Below are 17,561 nucleotides of genomic sequence, written 5' to 3'. Positions count from 1 at the left end.
TTTATCCCTCCTGTTGTTCTTCTTTAGCAGCAGTTTCTGGGGTATATCTGTCTTCCAACTTAACTACGATAAACCTTACAACTCGTTCGTCTATCCTAAAATATTCTTCTAAAGCTTTAGGGGTATCTGCTAAACCGTAAAACTCCATCAAGACATAATACCCATTTTTTCTTTTAGCAATAGGATAAGCAAGCTTCTTTAACCCCCATTCTTCTACCTTTAAAACATCACCTTCTTTAGAGTTGATAATTTCTTTGACCTTTTCTAAAACTTGATCCTTTTCTGGTACTCTGTCAGGATGAATGATAAAAAGCGTTTCCCATTTACGAAACCGTTTAATAGGTCTCCATAAAGCCATTTTTACCCTCCTTTTGGTCCGGTTTTTTGGGCCCCTTGTCTCATCAAGGAGCAAGGAGACAAAATGGGCGGTGCAGGATTTGAACCTGCGACATCCACCGTGTGAGGATGGCGCTCTACCCCTGAGCTAACCGCCCAAAAGCCTCAACCTATAAAATTAACCTATTTTTTATTTTTGACAAGAGTTAATTTTTCCAGCAAAACCTTATCCGCAGGACAGAGGGTTAAGTTTTCTAATTCTTTTAACTCAACCCATCTGACCTCAGAAGGTTCCAAAAGACAAACTTCATCTTTTATCTTTGCTAATAAAAGGTAAAGTTCTATCTCTTCCTCAGGGTATACATAGGTTGTTTTGGCTAAAACCTCTCCTACCCAAGTTTCTACTCCTAATTCTTCTTTTAATTCCCTCTTTAGCGCTTCTTGTAAACTCTCTCCGTTTTCTACCTTTCCTCCTGGAAACTCCCACAGTCCTCCTCTTTTTTTCTTGGCAGGCCTTTTTACTACCAAAACCTTGCCGTCCTTTTCTATAAAACCTGCAACAACTTTAACCGCCATCTAACCAAAAACCCTTGCAAAAATTTGGTCTACATACCTTAAATAGTATTTCACATCAAAAATACCCTCTATTTCTTCTTTGGTTAAAAATTTCCCTATCCTTGGGTCTTCAACCACCAAGTCTTTAAAGTTAAGGCTTTTATCTTTCCATACTTTCATAGCCAATTCCTGCACGATTTTATAAGCCTCTTCCCTTACCATGCCTTTTTCTACTAAAGCCAGCATCACTTGTTGAGAAAAGGTGAGGCCCCTTAAAAGGTTAAAATTTTTCTCCATGTTTTCAGGATATACCACCAAGTTTTTTAGCAAGCCCTCTAAACGAGCTAACATAAAATCTGCGATGGTAGTAGCGTCAGGCACGATAACCCTTTCAGCCGAAGAATGGCTGATGTCTCTTTCATGCCATAAGGCAACATTTTCAAGTGCTGGGATTAAATAACCTCTTAAAAGCCTGGCAAGCCCGCAGAGATTTTCAGAAAGGATAGGGTTTCTCTTATGAGGCATTGCAGATGACCCTTTTTGTCCAGGCGAAAAAAACTCTTCTGCTTCAAGCACCTCGGTTCTTTGAAGATGCCTTATTTCTGTAGCTATTTTTTCTACTGTAGTCCCTAAAATAGCAAGAGAGGCCATGTATTCGGCATATCTATCTCTTTGGATTATCTGATTAGAAACCGGAGCCGTTTTTAGTCCCAGTTTTTCGCAAACATAAGCTTCCACTTCTGGAGGCACGTGAGCAAAAGTTCCCACCGCACCAGAGATTTTTCCATAAGAGATACACTCAAGGGCGTTTCTCAGCCTTTTTTCGTTTCTTTTCATCTCTTCGTACCATAGCGCAAGCTTTAATCCAAAAGTAATAGGTTCTGCATGGATACCGTGAGTTCTTCCTATCATTAGAGTATCTTTAAATTCATAGGCCCTAATTTTAAGCACCTCTTTTATTCTTATTAAATCGTCTAAGATGATCTCCATAGCCCTTTTCATCAACCAGGCCATAGCGGTATCAAGCATGTCAGAAGAGGTCATCCCAAGATGAAGATATCTTGCGGAAGGTCCTATAATTTCAGCCAGATGGGTTAGAAAGGCTATCACGTCATGCTTAGTCTCTTTTTCTATTTCTTCTACCCTTTTAACGTTTGCTTCAGTAAAACCTCCTTCTTCTAAATAAGGAGCAAGCTTTTCTTTAATTTTCTGATAATCCTCTTCTGGTACTTTACCAAGTTTGTACCAAGCCTCACAGGCGTAAAACTCTACCAGACACCAGGCCCTCAGTTTTTCTTCGGGACTCCAGAGTTTAGCCATCACCGGGCGGGTATATCTGGGTATCATCTTGGTCCCCCCTTTTTTAGTTATTTGCTTATAGATAAATATAACATAAGTTTTTAGGTTTTTTTATAGAAGTAAGGCAGAGTTTTTAAAAACTCAAAAATTGGGCTTGAGGTTTTATTGGTTTAGTGTAATTATTACTCAAATAAAATAAAAAATGTAAAAATGAAGCCGGCTACCTTATTTATCGTTTTGCTCGGTTTGGTAAGCTTGTTTTCAGACATGACCTATGAAGGAGCAAGAAGTATCACCGGTCCTTTTCTTTTAACCCTTGGGGCTTCTGGTGCGGTAGTAGGGTTTGTTTCAGGGGTAGGGGAGTTTTTAGGGTATGCTTTGAGAATTGTTTCAGGCTGGTTTACCGATAAGACAGGTAAATATTGGGGAATTACCATAGTAGGATATTTAACCAATCTATTAACCATCCCGGCATTAGCCTTGGTTGGACAATGGCAATTAGCGGTTATGCTAATTATGTTAGAAAGGATTGGCAAGGCGATAAGGACCCCAGCAAGGGATGCGATGCTTAGCCATGCAACCATAGAAATCGGCAGGGGATGGGGATTTGGCCTTCATGAGGCGATGGACCAAATCGGGGCTATGCTTGGTCCGTTGATAGTAGCTCTGGTTTTTTATTTAAACGGTGGTTATAGAGAGGCCTTTGGGGTTTTAATTATCCCTGCGGTTTTGGCCATATCTATTTTGCTTTGGGCTAAGTTTTTATATCCCTCTCCTAAGGAATTGGAGGTAAAAACCCTGCAGGTAGAAACCAAAGATTTAAGTAGGGTTTACTGGATTTATCTCATAGCGGTTGCTTTAAACGGGGCAGGATACGCTGATTTTCCTTTAATCGCCTATCATTTCAAGAAGGTAGGTATAGTTGCTGAACAATGGATACCTGTGTTTTACGCGATAGCCATGGGGGTTGATGCCTTGACTGCGCTTTTATTTGGATACTTGTTTGATAGAAAAGGCCTTTCTGTTCTTATTTTTTCGATTGTTTTATCAGCAGGTTTTGCTCCTCTTTGTTTTTTGGGAGGGTTTTACGGAGCAGTCCTTGGGATGATTTTATGGGGTATAGGTATGGGCGCACAGGAGTCTATCATGAGGTCAGCGGTTGCTTGGCTTGTACCTAAGGAAAAAAGAGGAATAGGATACGGGGTTTTCAACACAGGATATGGATTGTTCTGGTTTTTAGGTAGCACGGTTTTAGGTCTGTTGTATGATTTTTCTATTTTTGCCCTTATACTGACTTCAGTAGTACTTCAACTTTTAGCTATACCTTTGCTTTTAAAGGTCAGAAAATATTATGTTAAATTTTAAGCTTAACTTGGTTTTTAAGCTAACATCTTTAAAGATTTTTAAAAAAAATTTTTTAGGGTCCAAAGAGAAAAATTTACCTTGGTAGAGGTAAAAAAAGAAGAAGGGATTTGAAAAACCGAAAAGGTATGAGAAAATAAATATATGCGGATAAACTCGATAAAAGCAGTGTTTTTTGATGTGGAAGGAACATTTTTACAGATTTCTCCTTCGGTAGGAGAGGTTTATGCCCGGTTTTGGAGAGAAAAGGGGTATGAAGTTTCTCCTTCTGAGGTGATGGAAAGGTTTGTTAAAGCTTTTAGAGATAAATTTAAACACGATAGGGTTGACCGCTGGACCCAGGAGCTTTGTAAAAAAGGCTGGTATCAAGTGTTTGAAAAGACCTTTGAGTCTTTTAAAAATGCCCCTTGTTTTGATGAGGTTTTTCAAAAAAGCTGGGATTTTTTTGCTACCAAAGATTGCGTAGTTTTAGCCGAGGATTTTCCAGAAATTTTAAGACTCCTAAAAAAAGAAAAAATAAAAACTGCGGTAATTTCTAACTGGGATGCAAGGTTAAGAAACATCTTGAGAGAGCTGGGGTTAGAAGATCTTTTGGATGAGGTTTTTATAGGTTGTGAAGTAGGCTATCTAAAGCCTGATTTAAGACTTTATCAAACGGCCTTGGAAGTCTTGGGGGTGAAACCAGAAGAAACCCTTATGATAGGAGATTCTATAGAAAATGACGTAAAACCTGCTAAGGCCTTAGGTATACTTACCTATCATTATCAGGGAGAGCCTTTTTTAGAGGTTTATCGGAAAATTTTTCAGTTTTAGGCTTTGGTATTTAGAAGTTTTCCTTTGGGTTGGGATTGTTCCTTTTCTTTTAAAAGGGCTAATTCCTGTCTGGCTTTTATTTCTTTAATCGTTGCCGCCTGGGCTACTTGAAGGTCTTGAGGTGATGGGTCTGCAGGGGCTAAAGCTGCAGCCCTTACGATTTGCATTTTTCTTATGGTTTTTTCTGGTGAGTCTTCCTCTGAAAGGTCTATACTTACTTCTCCTCCTGTGATGTAAAACCTTCCGTCAGGACCTCTGGTATACTCGTAATGAACGCTTCCTGCATACTTACCACCGACGGTTTTATGCGCCATTTCATGGGAGATCACTTGTTTTTCTCTGATCTTAAGTTTTTGTATCAACATCCGGACTTTGAGGTCCTCTAAGGTTTCGGCCCTTTTACTAAACCAAGGATTAACCGGTTCTGAGCCTGCAGGTTTAACATCCATATTTTTATTATAATGCAAAATTAGTTTATAGGGAATGAATTTAAAAAAGAAGATGCAGGTTGTTTCTTAAGTCCTCTTGAAAAGAAAGGTTTATCTATTAAAATATTTGGGAGATTAATAGAGGCTTTTGCGGGAGTGGCGGAATGGTAGACGCTCCGGACTTAGGATCCGGTGGGGATTTCCCCGTGAGGGTTCAAGTCCCTCCTCCCGCATTACTTAAAGGGTTTACCAAGTGGTCATCCTGGTTATAATAGAAAAATAAGCTGGGGTTGGTTTCTCCCTTATACACTCAACCTTTCTTACAAACCAAAAGCCTCTCCTACTGAGAGGGTCATATCTCAAAGAATTGATAGCATCAAGTTTAAACTGGAAGTTGGTATTTGAATTAAAACCTATTCGAAGGGAAAGATTAGGGGGAAAATTTCTTACTAAAAAGCCTCTTATAACACTTACACTACCTAATAAATAGTTTACATCCTGACCAAAATAAATTCCAGCTATATAAAAATTGGAAGACCTTACGATAGAATTATTATTTATTACGATAGAGGTTAAAGGGGTTCTATCGGGTAAAAGATAGGTTCCGTTGCCATACATGCCTATATAAGCATTGTAGCTACCACCATACCAACCACATCTATAGTAATTAGACCCTGTATAACAAGGATTTTGATTAGGGTCGCTTGTATTTCTTACACAATTAGGACAAGCATTAGCATAAAGATACAAAAGAGTTCTAAATGCATAAAAATGATTGTTTACAAACCGTATATGTCTACTTATGATTTTAGAATCATAAAAATAGGTTGTTCTACTGTTTATGAGGTTTTGAGGTGCGTTAGCGTTATTATTTTCTGTTTCGTGGTTAAGAACTTGGATAACGGTGGAATTATTAATGGTTATACCTGAGGATATATTAACGGTTGCGTTGGTTAAGATCCTTGTAAAGTTTAATCCATTTGAAATGGTTAAGGGTCCTCCAGAATAGATGTTTAAACGATACCTCCACTCTCCCAAAGAGGTCTGAGAAACTGGTAAGTTACCGTTGAGATTGTTTATAGTTCCCCCTTTTGGTAAGAAAATCGTAACCCACCGAGAAGATATGTCTGTACCTCCACAATTTGAAGGTAAAGTTCCAGTAAGCGTAATTGTACTACTTGTTGTAAACACGATAGTATAGTTTCCACATGTTGGATTGGGATAATAATAATCACTACAGAAGTTATTAAGGTTATAAGAAGTACTATTATTGATAAAACTGCAGGGGATAGATGTTATAGAAGAAGGGGAGCTTAAATCTGATTTTAGAGTAGGATTTATCACAGGTTCTCCATAGGGAGAAAAATAAAAATCGGTTGCATTGTTTGAAGGCTGATCGTTAGGATACGGAGTAAAATAGGTTTGATTATTATTTCTATAAACCCATCCATAAGTGTCTCTTAGAGCGTCTGTTAATCCGTAATTACATCTGTAGTTTGGGTTGTAGAAGTCAGAAGCAAAACAGTTTACATTAAAAAAAAGTGGAACAAGGTCTCTAAATGCGGCATTAGTATAAGTGGGTGGATTCCCCCAAATTCCTGTACTACTTGTTTGTGGACAATATCGAGGAGTTGCGCTTCCTAAGTTTATAGTTCCACTTGAGGCTATGAAAGCAGGAACGGTGCAGTTATTGGCTGCATCGCAGCCTGTAAGCAACCCACCAGAATAAGAAGCACTAACCCCGCCTCTTACCGTATACAAACCAGCTCCATAAAATCCTTGTATGATAGTAGTTTTAAAAACCCTTGAACTTCTTGCCTGACCTTCAGCCCTTAAAAAGCAGATGTTAGTACTTTGGGTAGAGGTTACTTTACAGGTGGTTCCATAGGGAAGTTGATATCCTAAACCTGAAGCGGTATACTCTTGGTTACCACAAAAGCCTGTTCGGTTTATTTCATCTACCGCAGCCAAAAGACAGACATTAGCCGCTTTTTCTGCAAGATAAAAGTTCTTTTCCGCCATACTTGTTTGATAAGAAATATAAGAAAGAGTAATGGCAGCAGTCCCTATAACACTTAAAACAAAACATAAGATTAGGGCTGTAACCAAAGCAAAGCCCTTTTTTTTCATTTTTACCTCCCAAAAAATCTTTCAACCCTTATAATTTTGGGAGTTTCAGTCCCAAATTTTCTCTCTGTGGTAACTACCTCTATTCTCACTAAAACCCCGTTATTCTGAGATAAAACCTTAAAACTGTTTACCCTTGCTATAGGCATAGCAGGTTCGTTACTATTACAGCTTGAGGCTACGTCTGTTGCCTCTACATAAAGCCAAAGGTTGTTTTGGTCGTTTGGGTTTTGATTACAAAAAAAGTGTATTAGATGAGGAGTTCTTATGAGAAGGTCTCCTCCTTCTAAATTTATTCTATCGGTTAAAATTCTTTGGGTTCCGTTGTAATCTTCTATCCTACCATCATAGACAGTAGCTTGAATGTTTAGTTGAGCATTGTCTGGATTGGTTTCACGGGAACAATCAAGATTGTTTTGGGATAGCCCTGAAAGGCTAAATACTATCGGATATTCATTAGTTGTAATATTAAAGACGTTAGTATTATAACAAGCTGAACCATTAGAGGTTGTATCTTTGTTAACAAAATGAGACCTTCTTCTCCATATATGATAACAGTTATGTCTACTTTCTATGCTTAACCTACAACTCATGACAGCTACATTATCTGTTCCGACAACTCTGGTAATAAATCCTTCTCCTCCGAGGGTTCCGTAAAACCAAACTTCATCGCAAGGGTTGTTTTGCGCTAATCTTAAGTAAAGAGAGGTTTGAGGAGGATAAGGAAAACGGGAGGTGGAGTTGTTATCAACCAAAACTTGAGTACAAGTTTCAGGATTGTTTAGGTTTGAACAGGGGACCCCAAACCCCCATCTTTGAAAAAACCATTCAAGTTGTGCAAGTCCACCTTTGGTTTGTTCTTTCACCGAGGTAAGATATCTTATTTGAGTAAAAGTATTTTGTGCAACCCAATAAAATCCAAACATGGCAGCTATAACCAAAAGACCTATAAATGAAGCAATCAAAAGTTCTATAAGAGAATACCCTCTGGTTTTTAAACATCTTACTGAAAATTGCATACCATATCCCTAACCGTGTAGTTTTTATTTAATACCGTCGCTCTTGATTCTACCAAAGCACAAGACTTGGTTCCACTTCCTTCAGAAGGAGGGGTAGAGGGTATATTACCGGTTATGATAGAAGTAGTGACAATAACGGTTATCGTGCTGTTTGTATTGCCGGTTGACAAGGTACATGTATAATTTTGGTTAGTACCTATCAACGTTCTATTGCCACGGACTGCTTCTATCCCTGATAATGCAGCCTGCCAGGCACACATCCCTAAGGTATCATCTCTTGTGGTTAAGACACTTGAGGTTATAAGATGAGCTATGGATATAGCAACGATAATTACTATAAAAATCGATATTAAAACTTCTATCAAAGATATACCTTTAGTCCTTAGTTTGGGCAACTTCTACATCCTCCGTTTCCGGTTTCTACCCTTATTCCCCCAAACCTACTTATACACAACAGAAAATATACGTTTTTTTCACTGTTATAAACACAAACATTACCGTTAAAAATAGCAAAACCTCTTGGGTCAAAGGAAGCTCCGCTTCCAGAAAATCTAACAAAAGAAGTATCTTTATCTTCAATCTGAAGTGTTCTTATAGGTGTACCTGTACAGATATAAGTTCTAGCTGTGCCCGTATCAAAAATTTTCACCGTTCTCTCATCATCTACACAAATTCCTATGTTAGTGCTTCTTTCCATAGCAAGAATTTTTGCTTGTCTTACAAGAATTTCTAAAGAATTACAGTAATTTTGATATTTAGTATACCTTATAAACTTGGACATATAAGGGATAGATAGGCTAACCAAAATTCCTATAAGAGAAATTACGGCTAAAAGTTCTACTAAAGAATAGCCTGAATTAGAAAGTCTATTTTTATGGTTGCAGGTATCCACAATCAAAACCTTTTAAAATTTTTTCTTTAATTTTTATTATTCTTCTATTTTAGTATAAGTCAAGTTTTGGTTTCTAAAAAAAACACCGCTATATACCTTTGGTTCGAGGTAGAAGAGGTTTTTACTTAAAACGGAAAGGTAGGCTTTTTATTAAAATCTAATTTATTAAAAATCTAAGCTAAAATTTAAGTGATGTTTTTTTAAAATTTTGAGGTAGTTATGGTTGGTTAGGTCAAAGTGTATCGGGGTAATGGTTATGTAGCCTTGTTTTAGGGCGATAACGTCTGTGTCTGGGTCGGTTTCTGTGTGCTCTTCTGCTCCTTGCCAATAGTAAGCCTTTCCATGAAGGTCAAACCTCTTCTCAAAAACTTCTTTAAGTCTTGCTTTGGATTGTCTTACAAATTTTATACCTTTTATCTCTGAGGGATTGCAGTTTGGGAAATTAAGGTTAAGACAAAAGGGCTTGCTTAGAGGTAATTGTTTTAAGACGTCTAAAAATTTAGCTATAAAATTGGCAGCAAAACAATAGTCTATATCTTCATAGCTGTCTATAGAAACTGCTAAAGAGGAGTATCCTAAAATTTTGGCTTCAGTGGCTGCTGAGACCGTTCCAGAATAAACTAAATTAACCCCAACGTTAGCCCCTCGGTTAATCCCTGAAATCACAAGGTCTACCGGTCCGATAAGTTCATAGATGGCTAATTTTACACAATCAGCAGGGGTACCACTTACGGCATATCCCCAAAAGGTTTTTCCTCTTTTTACCTTGGTTACCCTAAGGGGATAATGGATAGTGATGGCATGTCCTACAGCACTTCTTTCTGCCTCAGGGGCTACGATATAAACCTCGTGTTCTAAGGAAAGGGCGTTATAAAGTGCACAAAGCCCTTCTGCGTAGATACCGTCGTCGTTGGTAAGCAGGAGCTTCATTCCTAAAACTAAGTGCGATAATGAGCGTTTATTTTTATGTATTCTTCAGTAAAGTCGCTTGTCCAGACCTCAAATCCCTTTTTACCTTCTTTTAGTTTGATAAGGAGTTCTACTGTTTCTTTTTGCAATTCCTTTCTTAATTTTTCTTCTTCAGTTATTACCTGAAGGTTTTTTATCCAAGTAAGGCCGTTTAAATAGATTTCAACCTTTTCAAAGTCAAAGGGAATGCCTGTTTTACCTAAGGCGGCAAAAATCCTTCCCCAGTTGGCATCTTCTCCGTAAACCGCGGTTTTTACTAAAGGAGAGTTGGCAACCGAAAAGGCAAAAGCCTTAGCGTCTTCTTTGGTCTTTGCACCTTTTATTATGATTTTAATTACCTTGCTGGCACCTTCTCCGTCTTTAACGATAAGATAGGCGAGTTCTTGGGCAACCTCTAAACAGGCTTTCTCAAAGTGATTCCAATTTTTAAGGTCTTTTAAATTGCTACAAAGCATGTAAACCGTGTCGTTGGTGCTGGTATCACCATCAACGGTTATCCGGTTAAAACTTTGGTCTACTATTTTCGGAAGAAGTTTCTTTAAAGTTTCCTTTGAGACTTTGGCATCTGTAAGGATAAACCCAAGCATAGTTGCCATGTTAGGGGCAATCATTCCGGCGCCTTTAGCTATCCCAAGGATAGAAACCCCGTCTTCTAACACACGGTAAGATATTTTAGGAAAGGTATCAGTGGTCATGATAGCTTGAGTAAAGTCTAAATAACGGTCTGGAGAAAGCTTGTTTAGAAGCTCAGGGACTTGAGAAAGCATCTTTTCTAAAGGTAATTGTTCTCCTATTACCCCGGTTGAGGCAGGAAGAAAGCTTTGAGGTTCTAATTTAAACCCTTTGGCTACCTCTTCTAACAGTTTTTTAGCCCTTTCTATCCCTTCTTCTCCGGTGCAAGCGTTAGCTACCCCACTGTTAACCACTACCCCGTGTAAGTTTTCTCCTTTTATCAATCTTTTGCCTAATACTACAGGGGCTGCCTGAACGGTATTTTTAGTAAAAACACCCCAGGCTGTGAGTTTATGCGGAGAATAAATCAGCCCAAGGTCAAACTTATCTAATTTTTTTATACTACATTTTACCGCAGAAAAAAGAAATCCTTCTGGTGCCTTCATGGTTTATCCAAACCTTCCTGTAATATAGTCCTCTGTAAGTTTTTTATCTGGGTTGGTAAAGATTTTTTCGGTAGGACCTACTTCTATAAGCTCGCCTAAATACATAAAAGCGGTATAATCTGAAGTTCTTGCCGCCTGCTGCATGTTGTGGGTAACGATAACTATAGTAATTTTACTTTTAAGCTGGACGATCAAGTCTTCTATCTTGGCGGTAGAAATAGGGTCTAAGGCTGAAGTAGGTTCATCAAAAAGAAGGACCTTAGGTTCAACCGCTATAGCCCTTGCGATACAAAGCCTTTGTTGTTGCCCTCCTGAAAGAGAAAAGGCACTTTCTTTAAGCCTATCTTTAACCTCGTCCCATAAGGCGGCATCTTTAAGTGCAGCCTCTACCCTATCTTTAAGCTCTGAACCTTTTACTCCCTTTAACCTTAAACCATAGGCCACGTTGTCAAATATACTCATAGGAAAAGGGGTGGGTTTCTGGAAAACCATCCCTATTTTTGACCTAAGCTCTATAAGGTCTATTTTTTTATCAAGGATATTTTTCCCTTCAAAGATTATCTCCCCTTCATATCGGTTGCCTACATAAAGGTCATGCATCCTGTTTAAACAGCGAAGAAAAGTAGTTTTCCCACAACCAGAAGGGCCGATTAAGGCAGTTACCTTATTTCGATAAACTTTCATGTTTATGTTCTTAAGAGCAAGGTCTTTTCCATAATAAAAATTTAAAGTTCTAACCTCTATCTCTAACTGCTTGTCGTCCATATCAAGGTTCCTCTAAGTTTTTTTTCTTTTAAAGATGTTAAAAAATCCGAAGTTTGAGTGGACTAACCCTTTAGCTAATACAGAAAGGATTAGCACAAAAAGGGCTAAACAAAAAGAGGCAGCCCAAGCTTGGTTATGCCAAAACTCATAAGGGCTCATAGCATAATCAAAAATGGTAACCGTAAGCGAAGCCATAGGTTTAAAAACATCAAAGGAAAGATAGTGATTGTTAAAGGCGGTAAAAAGTAAAGGGGCTGTTTCTCCAGAAATCCTTGCCATCCCAAGGAGGACTCCGGTTAAAATACCAACCTTAGCTGACCTTAAAACCACATCTTTTATCAGCTGCCATTTAAAGGCTCCTAACGCATAGGCAGCTTCTCTTAAGGTAAAGGGAACTAATTTAAGCATCTCTTCGGTAGTTTTACTTATAACCGGGACCATAAGCATGGCTAAAGCTAAAGCCCCTGCTAAGGCGTTAAAATGCTTAAACGGGATCACAAACAAGGCATACATCACCGCCCCCATGATGATAGAAGGGGTGCTTACCATGATGTCAGTGATATTCCTTAATACTTTAAAAAGTCTCGAATCTCTTCCGTATTCAGAATAATAAATCCCAGAAAAAATCCCGATAGGAATCCCTATCAAGCTGGCTATAAAAGTGATGATAGCATGTCCGATGAAGGCGTGTCTTAAACCGCCTTCTTCTACTCCTGGAGGTCCAGGATCTTCTAAGAAAAGTGAAAGGTTTAGGTGCTTAAATCCATTAATAAAAAGGGTGCCTAAAATCCAAAACAACCAAAAGAGTCCATAAATAGCCGCAACTAAACATAAAAAAAGCATCATCTTACTTAAGATTTTTCTGCGATAAAGGACTATTTTTTCCATCTTTTCTCTATTCTTAAAATCATAAGTTTAGCCAGTATTAACACTCCAAAAGAAATCACAAATAAAAACAGAGAGAGGTAAAAAAGCGATGAGAGATATAGAGGAGTATCTGCTTCGGTAAACTGGTTGGCTAAGGCTACAGTAATCGTAGTAAAGGGTTCAAGCAGGGATTTAGGGATTTGAGGCACGTTTCCTGCCAAAAAGGTAACAGCCATCGTTTCTCCCAAGGCTCTTCCTGTAGAAAGGATAAGACCCCCTGCAATACCTGAGGCGGTATAAGGAATAACTACATCCTTTACCACCTCCCATTTGGTAGCCCCAAGTCCATAAGCCGACTCTTTCATTACCGAGGGGACGAGATTAAAGGCATCTTTTACCACCGAGGACATAAACGGAATAATCATGATAGAAAGCACGACAGAGGTAGTAAGCACATCAATCCCGGTAGGATTTCCTGAAAAAAGTTGGGAAAGAACAGGAAAGGGAGAAAAGATTTTTTGTAAAAAAGGTTCTATGTCTTCTCTCATGTATTTAGCAAATACCAAAAAACCCCACATACCATAAATGATGCTTGGTATGGCGGCTAAAAGTTCTATGGCTGTAGCAAAAATACCTTTGAGCCATGAAGGGGCAAGCTCAGTAATAAAGATAGCAATTCCCATTGAGATAGGGGCAGCAAAAAGGATAGCTATAAAGGTGCTTATTAAGGTGCCAACAACCATCGGAAGGGCCCCAAAGCTTTCTCTCACAGGGTCCCACTCTGTAGAAGTTAGAAAGTGTAAAAATCCGAAGTTTTTGATAGCAAGTTTAGATTCATATAAAAGGATTAAAAATATAACAAAAGGAAAAAGAAATCCGGTAAAAATAGCCCAAAAACCTAAAAAATATCGGGTGAGAATCTCCGTTATATAAGCTAAACGTTTCTCCATAATTTGTCCTATCTATTTTGAGTTTATTTTAACATAAAAAGTTTAAATAGAAAGATATTAAAAATAAAAGGGTCTCCTCCAAAAGAGGAGACCCTTAAAAAGAAATTCAAAGGAATCCTTAGTTGACTTTATGTTTTTCCCAGTATTTATAAATCATGCTTTTTACATTTTTAGGAAGGGGAATGTAGTATAGTTGTTGGGCAATACCATCTCCTTTTTCAAAGGACCATCTAAAAAATTTAGTAGCTTCCTTAACCCGAGGGCTGTCTTTAACCAAAAGCACGAAAGAAGCACCTACTATAGGATAGGAGTTCTTACCTGGCTGATAGGTTAAATCTTCGTAAAAGTCTTTATCCATAGACCATTTAGCATGAGAGGCTGCGGCTTGAATGGTTTCTACACTGGGAGCTAAATAATAGGTTTTATCTCTGTTAAGTAATCTTGCTACTGGAAGCTTATTTTCCTTGGCGTAGGTATATTCTACATAACCTATAGACCAATTGTTTTGTTTTATGTAGTTAGTGACCCCGGGGTTACCTTTGGCACCTATCCCCACCGGCCAATCAACTGAGGTACCTGCGCCCACTTTATTTTTCCACTCGGGACAGGCTTTAGAAAGATAGGTAGTAAAAAGCCAGGTAGTTCCTGACCCGTCTGACCTTCTAACCACAGTAATAGGAGCATCAGGAAGCTTGATATTAGGATTAAGTTTTTGAAGATAGGGATCATTCCATTTAGTGATTTTCCCAAGATAGATGTCACAAACCGCTTTTTCATCAAGGTTTAAGGATACTTCTTTTAATCCAGGTAAATTATAAGTTAAAACTACGGCCCCTATGATAGCAGGAAATTGGGCTAAATTATACTGTTTTAGTTCCTCAGAGGTTAAAGGTTTATCGCTTGCCCCAAAATCAACGGTTTTTGATTGAGCTTGTTTAATACCTCCTCCAGATCCTATCCCTTGGTAGTTTACTTTTATACCGGTAGCCTTATGATATTCATAAGCCCAGGCTTGAAAAACCGGTTGCGGGAAAGTTGCTCCTGCACCTGTAATCTCAGCTGCTTGAGCGCTTGCCGTGGTAAAAAATCCAATCCCAAGGGCTAAAGAAACCAACTTTTTAAACCATCCTTTTTTGTTTGCACCTTTTTGCATCTTTTAAACCTCCTTTTTATTTTGGTTTGTAATTAACGATAAACATGTTTTGTTAAAATTTGGTTAAAACTTTATGAAAGTTTGTTTAAAACGGAATAAAGATAAGAGAACTTTTAAAAGAGGTAGGCTTGGTTAAAACTTTATACGGCAAAGTAGAGGATTTTTAAAAAGCCTGAGATAGATGGTTGACATATACCAAAAACTTTTTATCTTTATGGTAAAAAGTTATGAAGAAAATCCTTATAGTAGAAGACGACCAAGACATAGCAAACCTTATTTCAGAGACGCTTTTAGCTCAAGGGTTTAAACCTTATGTGGTCAATTCTCTTGCTCAGGCTTATTCTTTCTTGCTACAATCTTCAGTAGACTTGGTAGTGCTTGATTTAATCCTTCCAGACGGAGACGGAATAGAGCTTTTAAAATATCTTAAGTTTACTTCTAAGTTTTCTAAGACTCCGGTAGTTATAGTCTCAGCCAGAGGAGCTGAGTTAGACCGAGTTTTAGGGCTTGAGTTAGGGGCTGATGACTATGTGGTAAAACCCTTTAGTTTAAGAGAACTAACCCTTAGGATTAAAAAACTTTTAAAAAACGAAGGTTTCTCCTCTTCTCAGGTTAAGGTAGGACCTCTTCTTCTTGATAAAGAAAAAAAGACCATCTCTTTAGAAGAAAAACCTTTAATCCTAACCCCTACAGAATACAAAATTTTAGAGCTTTTAATAGAAAATCCTGAAAAAGTCTTTTCAAGAGAAGAGCTTTCAAGTCATCTTTGGGCATTAGAAAAAGATTATTACTCGCGGGTGGTTGACGCCTATATTTGCCGATTAAGAGATAAACTTGGAGATTATGGATACCTGATAGAAACGGTAAGGGGATTTGGGTATAAACTTAAAAAAAATTCGTGAAAAATGGAACTATTTCTTATTTTTTCTATTGTATTAAATTCTGCTTTTGGTTTAGCTATCGTTTTTTTTATCAAAAACATAAAAAGGGCTAAAAATCAAATAGAAGAGTTAAAGCAAACAAAAAGTTTTTGGGAAGAGACCCTCTATCAATTAGAAATACCGGTTTTTTTGGTAGATAATAAAGAGGAAACTCAATGGCAAAACAAAGCTTCTTTAAGCTTTTTCGGAGACTTAAGAGGCAAAACATTTCAGATAGATTTACAGAAATTTTATCCCAAAAAATGGGAGGTTAAAACCTTATCCTTACAAAAAGGGCAAAAGGTTTATCTTTTGATAGACAAGTCTGAAGAAGAGATTTTTAAAAAAAGTTATACTATAGCCCTTTCTTATCTTTCTCATGAAATCAAAACGCCTTTTACCATCCTAAGAGGATATGCTGAAAAACTGGAGGCTGAAATCCTTAGCTCAAGCCAATACCCTCAGCTTCATACTTATTTTATTACCTTTAAAAATGCCTTAGACAAGATTGAGCGTTTGACTTCTAAACTTTTTACTTCTTTAGAATACTTGGTCAAAGACCTACCGTTAAAAAAAGAGCGTTTTGATTTAAGGATCGCCTTAGAGGAGGTAATTTTTTGGATAAAACCTTTATGTGAGGATAAAAACATAAGTTTAGAAGTAGAACTGCCGGAAAACCTATGGATAGAAGGGGATAAGGACTGGATGATGCAAGCCCTTATTAACCCTATAGAAAATGCGGTTAAGTTTACCCCTAAAAACGGTAAAATAACCATCAAATCTTATGTTAGGGAAGACCAAAAAATAAACATTCTTATAAGAGACCAAGGACCTGGGGTCAATCCTCAGGACCTGCCTTTCTTAGGGATGCCCTTTTTTAAATCCAGTGCTGAAAAAGGCTTGGGTTTTGGACTCTTTATCACCAAAAAGGTGATAGAAGCCCATCAAGGCAAACTTAAGTTTAGTCTACCTCCACAAGGAGGGCTTGAAGTTTTGATAGAACTACCGCTATGTAATCAGTAAGATTGGTGGTATAAGTTTTTAAAACTGCTTAGAATAGATTCTAAACTCCAAAGAGAGGGAGGTTAAGCCATGAAAGATAACCTGTCAATGTCAACTCCTAAGTTAATCGGAGGAATTGGATCGATATTGTTAATCTTAACCATGACCCCTTATTTTGGGATTGCTGCTGGGCTTGTAGGTATTGTACTTTTACTTATTTCTTTTAATATGTTTTCTAAAATATTTAATGACCCTCAGATTTTTAAGAACGCTCTCCTTTCTTTTATTTTTACCATAATAGGGGGATTTTTCGTTATATTTACCGTTGGGCTAACGTTTTTTTCGTTATTTACCATGATGGGATCTCATTTTCATTCTTTTCACATGTTTCCGCACGTTGGAATAGGTACTATTTTTGTTTGGATAATTCTCTATATATTACTGGTTATTAGTGCATATTACTTAAAAACTTCATTGTATTTACTCTCTTCTTATACAGGGGTTAATTTATATAAAACCGGAGGGTTTTTGTATTTTATCGGTAATATATTAATGATTATAGTGATAGGTGTTTTGATAAACTTGGTAGCTTGGATATTGATTGCCGTTGCCTTTTTCACCACCCCTGAAGAGATAAAGAGTGAAGCGTAGTTTTTGGTTTGTTGACAAATTTTAAACCCATGTTATTTACATATGTTGTTTAATTATAGCGGGTTGAAGTTGCGGAAGAGGGGTGAAAATCCCCCGCTGCCCCGCAGCCGTGACCGGGGACGAAAGCCGCTTGTCCGCATCGTTTGCGGACGGGGAAGGAGGTCCCAAGTAGGGGTAAAAACCCAAAAGGAGGCTTCCTTCCTTGGGCTAAGAGCCTTTTTGTTTAAAAGCTCTTAGCCGACAGACCACTGGTGCCGAAAGGCACCGGGAAGGTGCGGCGAGTAGGTTGATCCGGAAGCCGGAAGACCGCTTCGACCCAGAAAAAAACCCGAGGG

Annotated in this window: 19 protein-coding genes, 2 tRNA genes and 1 riboswitch; of the genes, 6 read left to right on the top strand and 15 right to left on the bottom strand. The window is 38.0% G+C overall.

Going from position 1 to position 17,561, the window contains the following annotated elements; translation table 11 throughout:
- Position 1 precedes the first annotated feature (1 nt).
- The 4 genes from rpsF to purB form a co-directional block, all read right to left on the bottom strand.
- Positions 2-358, bottom strand: a complete 357-nt coding sequence (gene rpsF, locus F1847_RS07440) for a 30S ribosomal protein S6 (RefSeq protein WP_150072431.1) — start codon at positions 356-358, stop codon at positions 2-4.
- Between the two features lie 64 nt (positions 359-422).
- Positions 423-494 (bottom strand) — tRNA-Val (locus F1847_RS07435).
- Between the two features lie 25 nt (positions 495-519).
- Positions 520-912, bottom strand: a complete 393-nt coding sequence (locus F1847_RS07430) for a (deoxy)nucleoside triphosphate pyrophosphohydrolase (RefSeq protein WP_150072430.1) — start codon at positions 910-912, stop codon at positions 520-522.
- Entirely contained in the window at positions 913-2,238 is a 1,326-nt protein-coding gene (purB, locus tag F1847_RS07425) for an adenylosuccinate lyase (RefSeq protein WP_150072429.1), read from the bottom strand.
- 162 nt (positions 2,239-2,400) lie between these two features.
- Between purB and F1847_RS07420 the strand changes: the two genes are divergently transcribed.
- Together F1847_RS07420 and F1847_RS07415 are read left to right on the top strand one after the other, a co-directional pair.
- A complete protein-coding gene (locus F1847_RS07420) occupies positions 2,401-3,555 on the top strand; it encodes an MFS transporter (protein WP_150072428.1) in 1,155 nt (384 codons plus the stop codon).
- A 141-nt stretch (positions 3,556-3,696) separates the two neighbouring features.
- Complete coding sequence (locus F1847_RS07415; RefSeq protein ID WP_150072427.1) at positions 3,697-4,365, top strand: HAD-IA family hydrolase; 669 nt, start codon at positions 3,697-3,699, stop codon at positions 4,363-4,365.
- Here the strand turns inward: F1847_RS07415 and F1847_RS07410 are convergent.
- Positions 4,362-4,814, bottom strand: coding sequence for a putative metalloprotease CJM1_0395 family protein (locus tag F1847_RS07410; protein WP_150072426.1), 453 nt, complete (start codon positions 4,812-4,814; stop codon positions 4,362-4,364). The two genes, F1847_RS07415 and F1847_RS07410, sit on opposite strands and share 4 nt — an antisense overlap.
- Before the next feature lie 129 nt (positions 4,815-4,943).
- Here F1847_RS07410 and F1847_RS07405 point away from each other — a divergent pair.
- Positions 4,944-5,026, top strand: a tRNA-Leu gene (locus F1847_RS07405).
- A 13-nt stretch (positions 5,027-5,039) separates the two neighbouring features.
- Here the strand turns inward: F1847_RS07405 and F1847_RS07400 are convergent.
- From F1847_RS07400 to pstS, 10 genes are all read right to left on the bottom strand, one after another.
- On the bottom strand, positions 5,040-6,923 hold the full coding sequence (locus tag F1847_RS07400) for a pilus assembly PilX N-terminal domain-containing protein (RefSeq protein ID WP_150072425.1): 1,884 nt from the start codon (positions 6,921-6,923) through the stop codon (positions 5,040-5,042).
- A gap of 2 nt (positions 6,924-6,925) precedes the next feature.
- The gene (locus F1847_RS07395) at positions 6,926-7,939 is read right to left on the bottom strand and encodes a PilW family protein (protein ID WP_150072424.1); all 1,014 of its coding nucleotides are present in this window, start codon (positions 7,937-7,939) and stop codon (positions 6,926-6,928) included.
- Entirely contained in the window at positions 7,924-8,334 is a 411-nt protein-coding gene (locus F1847_RS07390; RefSeq protein WP_150072423.1) for a hypothetical protein, read from the bottom strand. Before F1847_RS07390 ends, F1847_RS07395 begins: the two co-directional genes overlap by 16 nt.
- Positions 8,322-8,831: a type II secretion system protein gene (locus F1847_RS07385; protein ID WP_168194293.1), complete on the bottom strand. Its 510-nt coding sequence runs from the start codon at positions 8,829-8,831 to the stop codon at positions 8,322-8,324. Before F1847_RS07385 ends, F1847_RS07390 begins: the two co-directional genes overlap by 13 nt.
- 165 nt (positions 8,832-8,996) lie before the next feature.
- Entirely contained in the window at positions 8,997-9,761 is a 765-nt protein-coding gene (gene surE, locus F1847_RS07380) for a 5'/3'-nucleotidase SurE (RefSeq protein WP_150072421.1), read from the bottom strand.
- 8 nt (positions 9,762-9,769) lie between these two features.
- Positions 9,770-10,918, bottom strand: a complete 1,149-nt coding sequence (gene argJ, locus F1847_RS07375) for a bifunctional glutamate N-acetyltransferase/amino-acid acetyltransferase ArgJ (RefSeq protein ID WP_150072420.1) — start codon at positions 10,916-10,918, stop codon at positions 9,770-9,772.
- Positions 10,919-10,921: 3 nt separating this feature from the next.
- Positions 10,922-11,683, bottom strand: coding sequence for a phosphate ABC transporter ATP-binding protein PstB (pstB, locus tag F1847_RS07370; protein WP_150072419.1), 762 nt, complete (start codon positions 11,681-11,683; stop codon positions 10,922-10,924).
- A 12-nt stretch (positions 11,684-11,695) separates the two neighbouring features.
- The gene (pstA, locus tag F1847_RS07365; RefSeq protein ID WP_150072418.1) at positions 11,696-12,571 is read right to left on the bottom strand and encodes a phosphate ABC transporter permease PstA; all 876 of its coding nucleotides are present in this window, start codon (positions 12,569-12,571) and stop codon (positions 11,696-11,698) included.
- Positions 12,559-13,500: a phosphate ABC transporter permease subunit PstC gene (gene pstC, locus F1847_RS07360; RefSeq protein WP_150072417.1), complete on the bottom strand. Its 942-nt coding sequence runs from the start codon at positions 13,498-13,500 to the stop codon at positions 12,559-12,561. The genes pstA and pstC overlap by 13 nt, the downstream gene beginning before the upstream one ends.
- A 118-nt stretch (positions 13,501-13,618) precedes the next feature.
- Positions 13,619-14,653: a phosphate ABC transporter substrate-binding protein PstS gene (gene pstS / locus F1847_RS07355; protein ID WP_150072416.1), complete on the bottom strand. Its 1,035-nt coding sequence runs from the start codon at positions 14,651-14,653 to the stop codon at positions 13,619-13,621.
- Between the two features lie 227 nt (positions 14,654-14,880).
- Between pstS and F1847_RS07350 the strand changes: the two genes are divergently transcribed.
- The 3 genes from F1847_RS07350 (at position 14,881) to F1847_RS07340 (ending at position 17,226) form a co-directional block, all read left to right on the top strand.
- Positions 14,881-15,555: a response regulator transcription factor gene (locus F1847_RS07350; protein ID WP_150072415.1), complete on the top strand. Its 675-nt coding sequence runs from the start codon at positions 14,881-14,883 to the stop codon at positions 15,553-15,555.
- A gap of 3 nt (positions 15,556-15,558) precedes the next feature.
- A complete protein-coding gene (locus F1847_RS07345; protein ID WP_150072414.1) occupies positions 15,559-16,596 on the top strand; it encodes a HAMP domain-containing sensor histidine kinase in 1,038 nt (345 codons plus the stop codon).
- A 69-nt stretch (positions 16,597-16,665) separates the two neighbouring features.
- Positions 16,666-17,226, top strand: coding sequence for a DUF996 domain-containing protein (locus F1847_RS07340; protein WP_150072413.1), 561 nt, complete (start codon positions 16,666-16,668; stop codon positions 17,224-17,226).
- A 49-nt stretch (positions 17,227-17,275) separates the two neighbouring features.
- Positions 17,276-17,555: riboswitch (cobalamin riboswitch) on the top strand.
- Positions 17,556-17,561: the final 6 nt, after the last annotated feature.

The sequence above is a fragment of the Thermodesulfobacterium sp. TA1 genome (genome assembly GCF_008630935.1).
Lineage (GTDB): Bacteria > Desulfobacterota > Thermodesulfobacteria > Thermodesulfobacteriales > Thermodesulfobacteriaceae > Thermodesulfobacterium.
The sequence above is the reverse complement of the archived record's forward strand: the minus strand, read 5'-3'. Positions and strand labels throughout refer to the sequence as shown.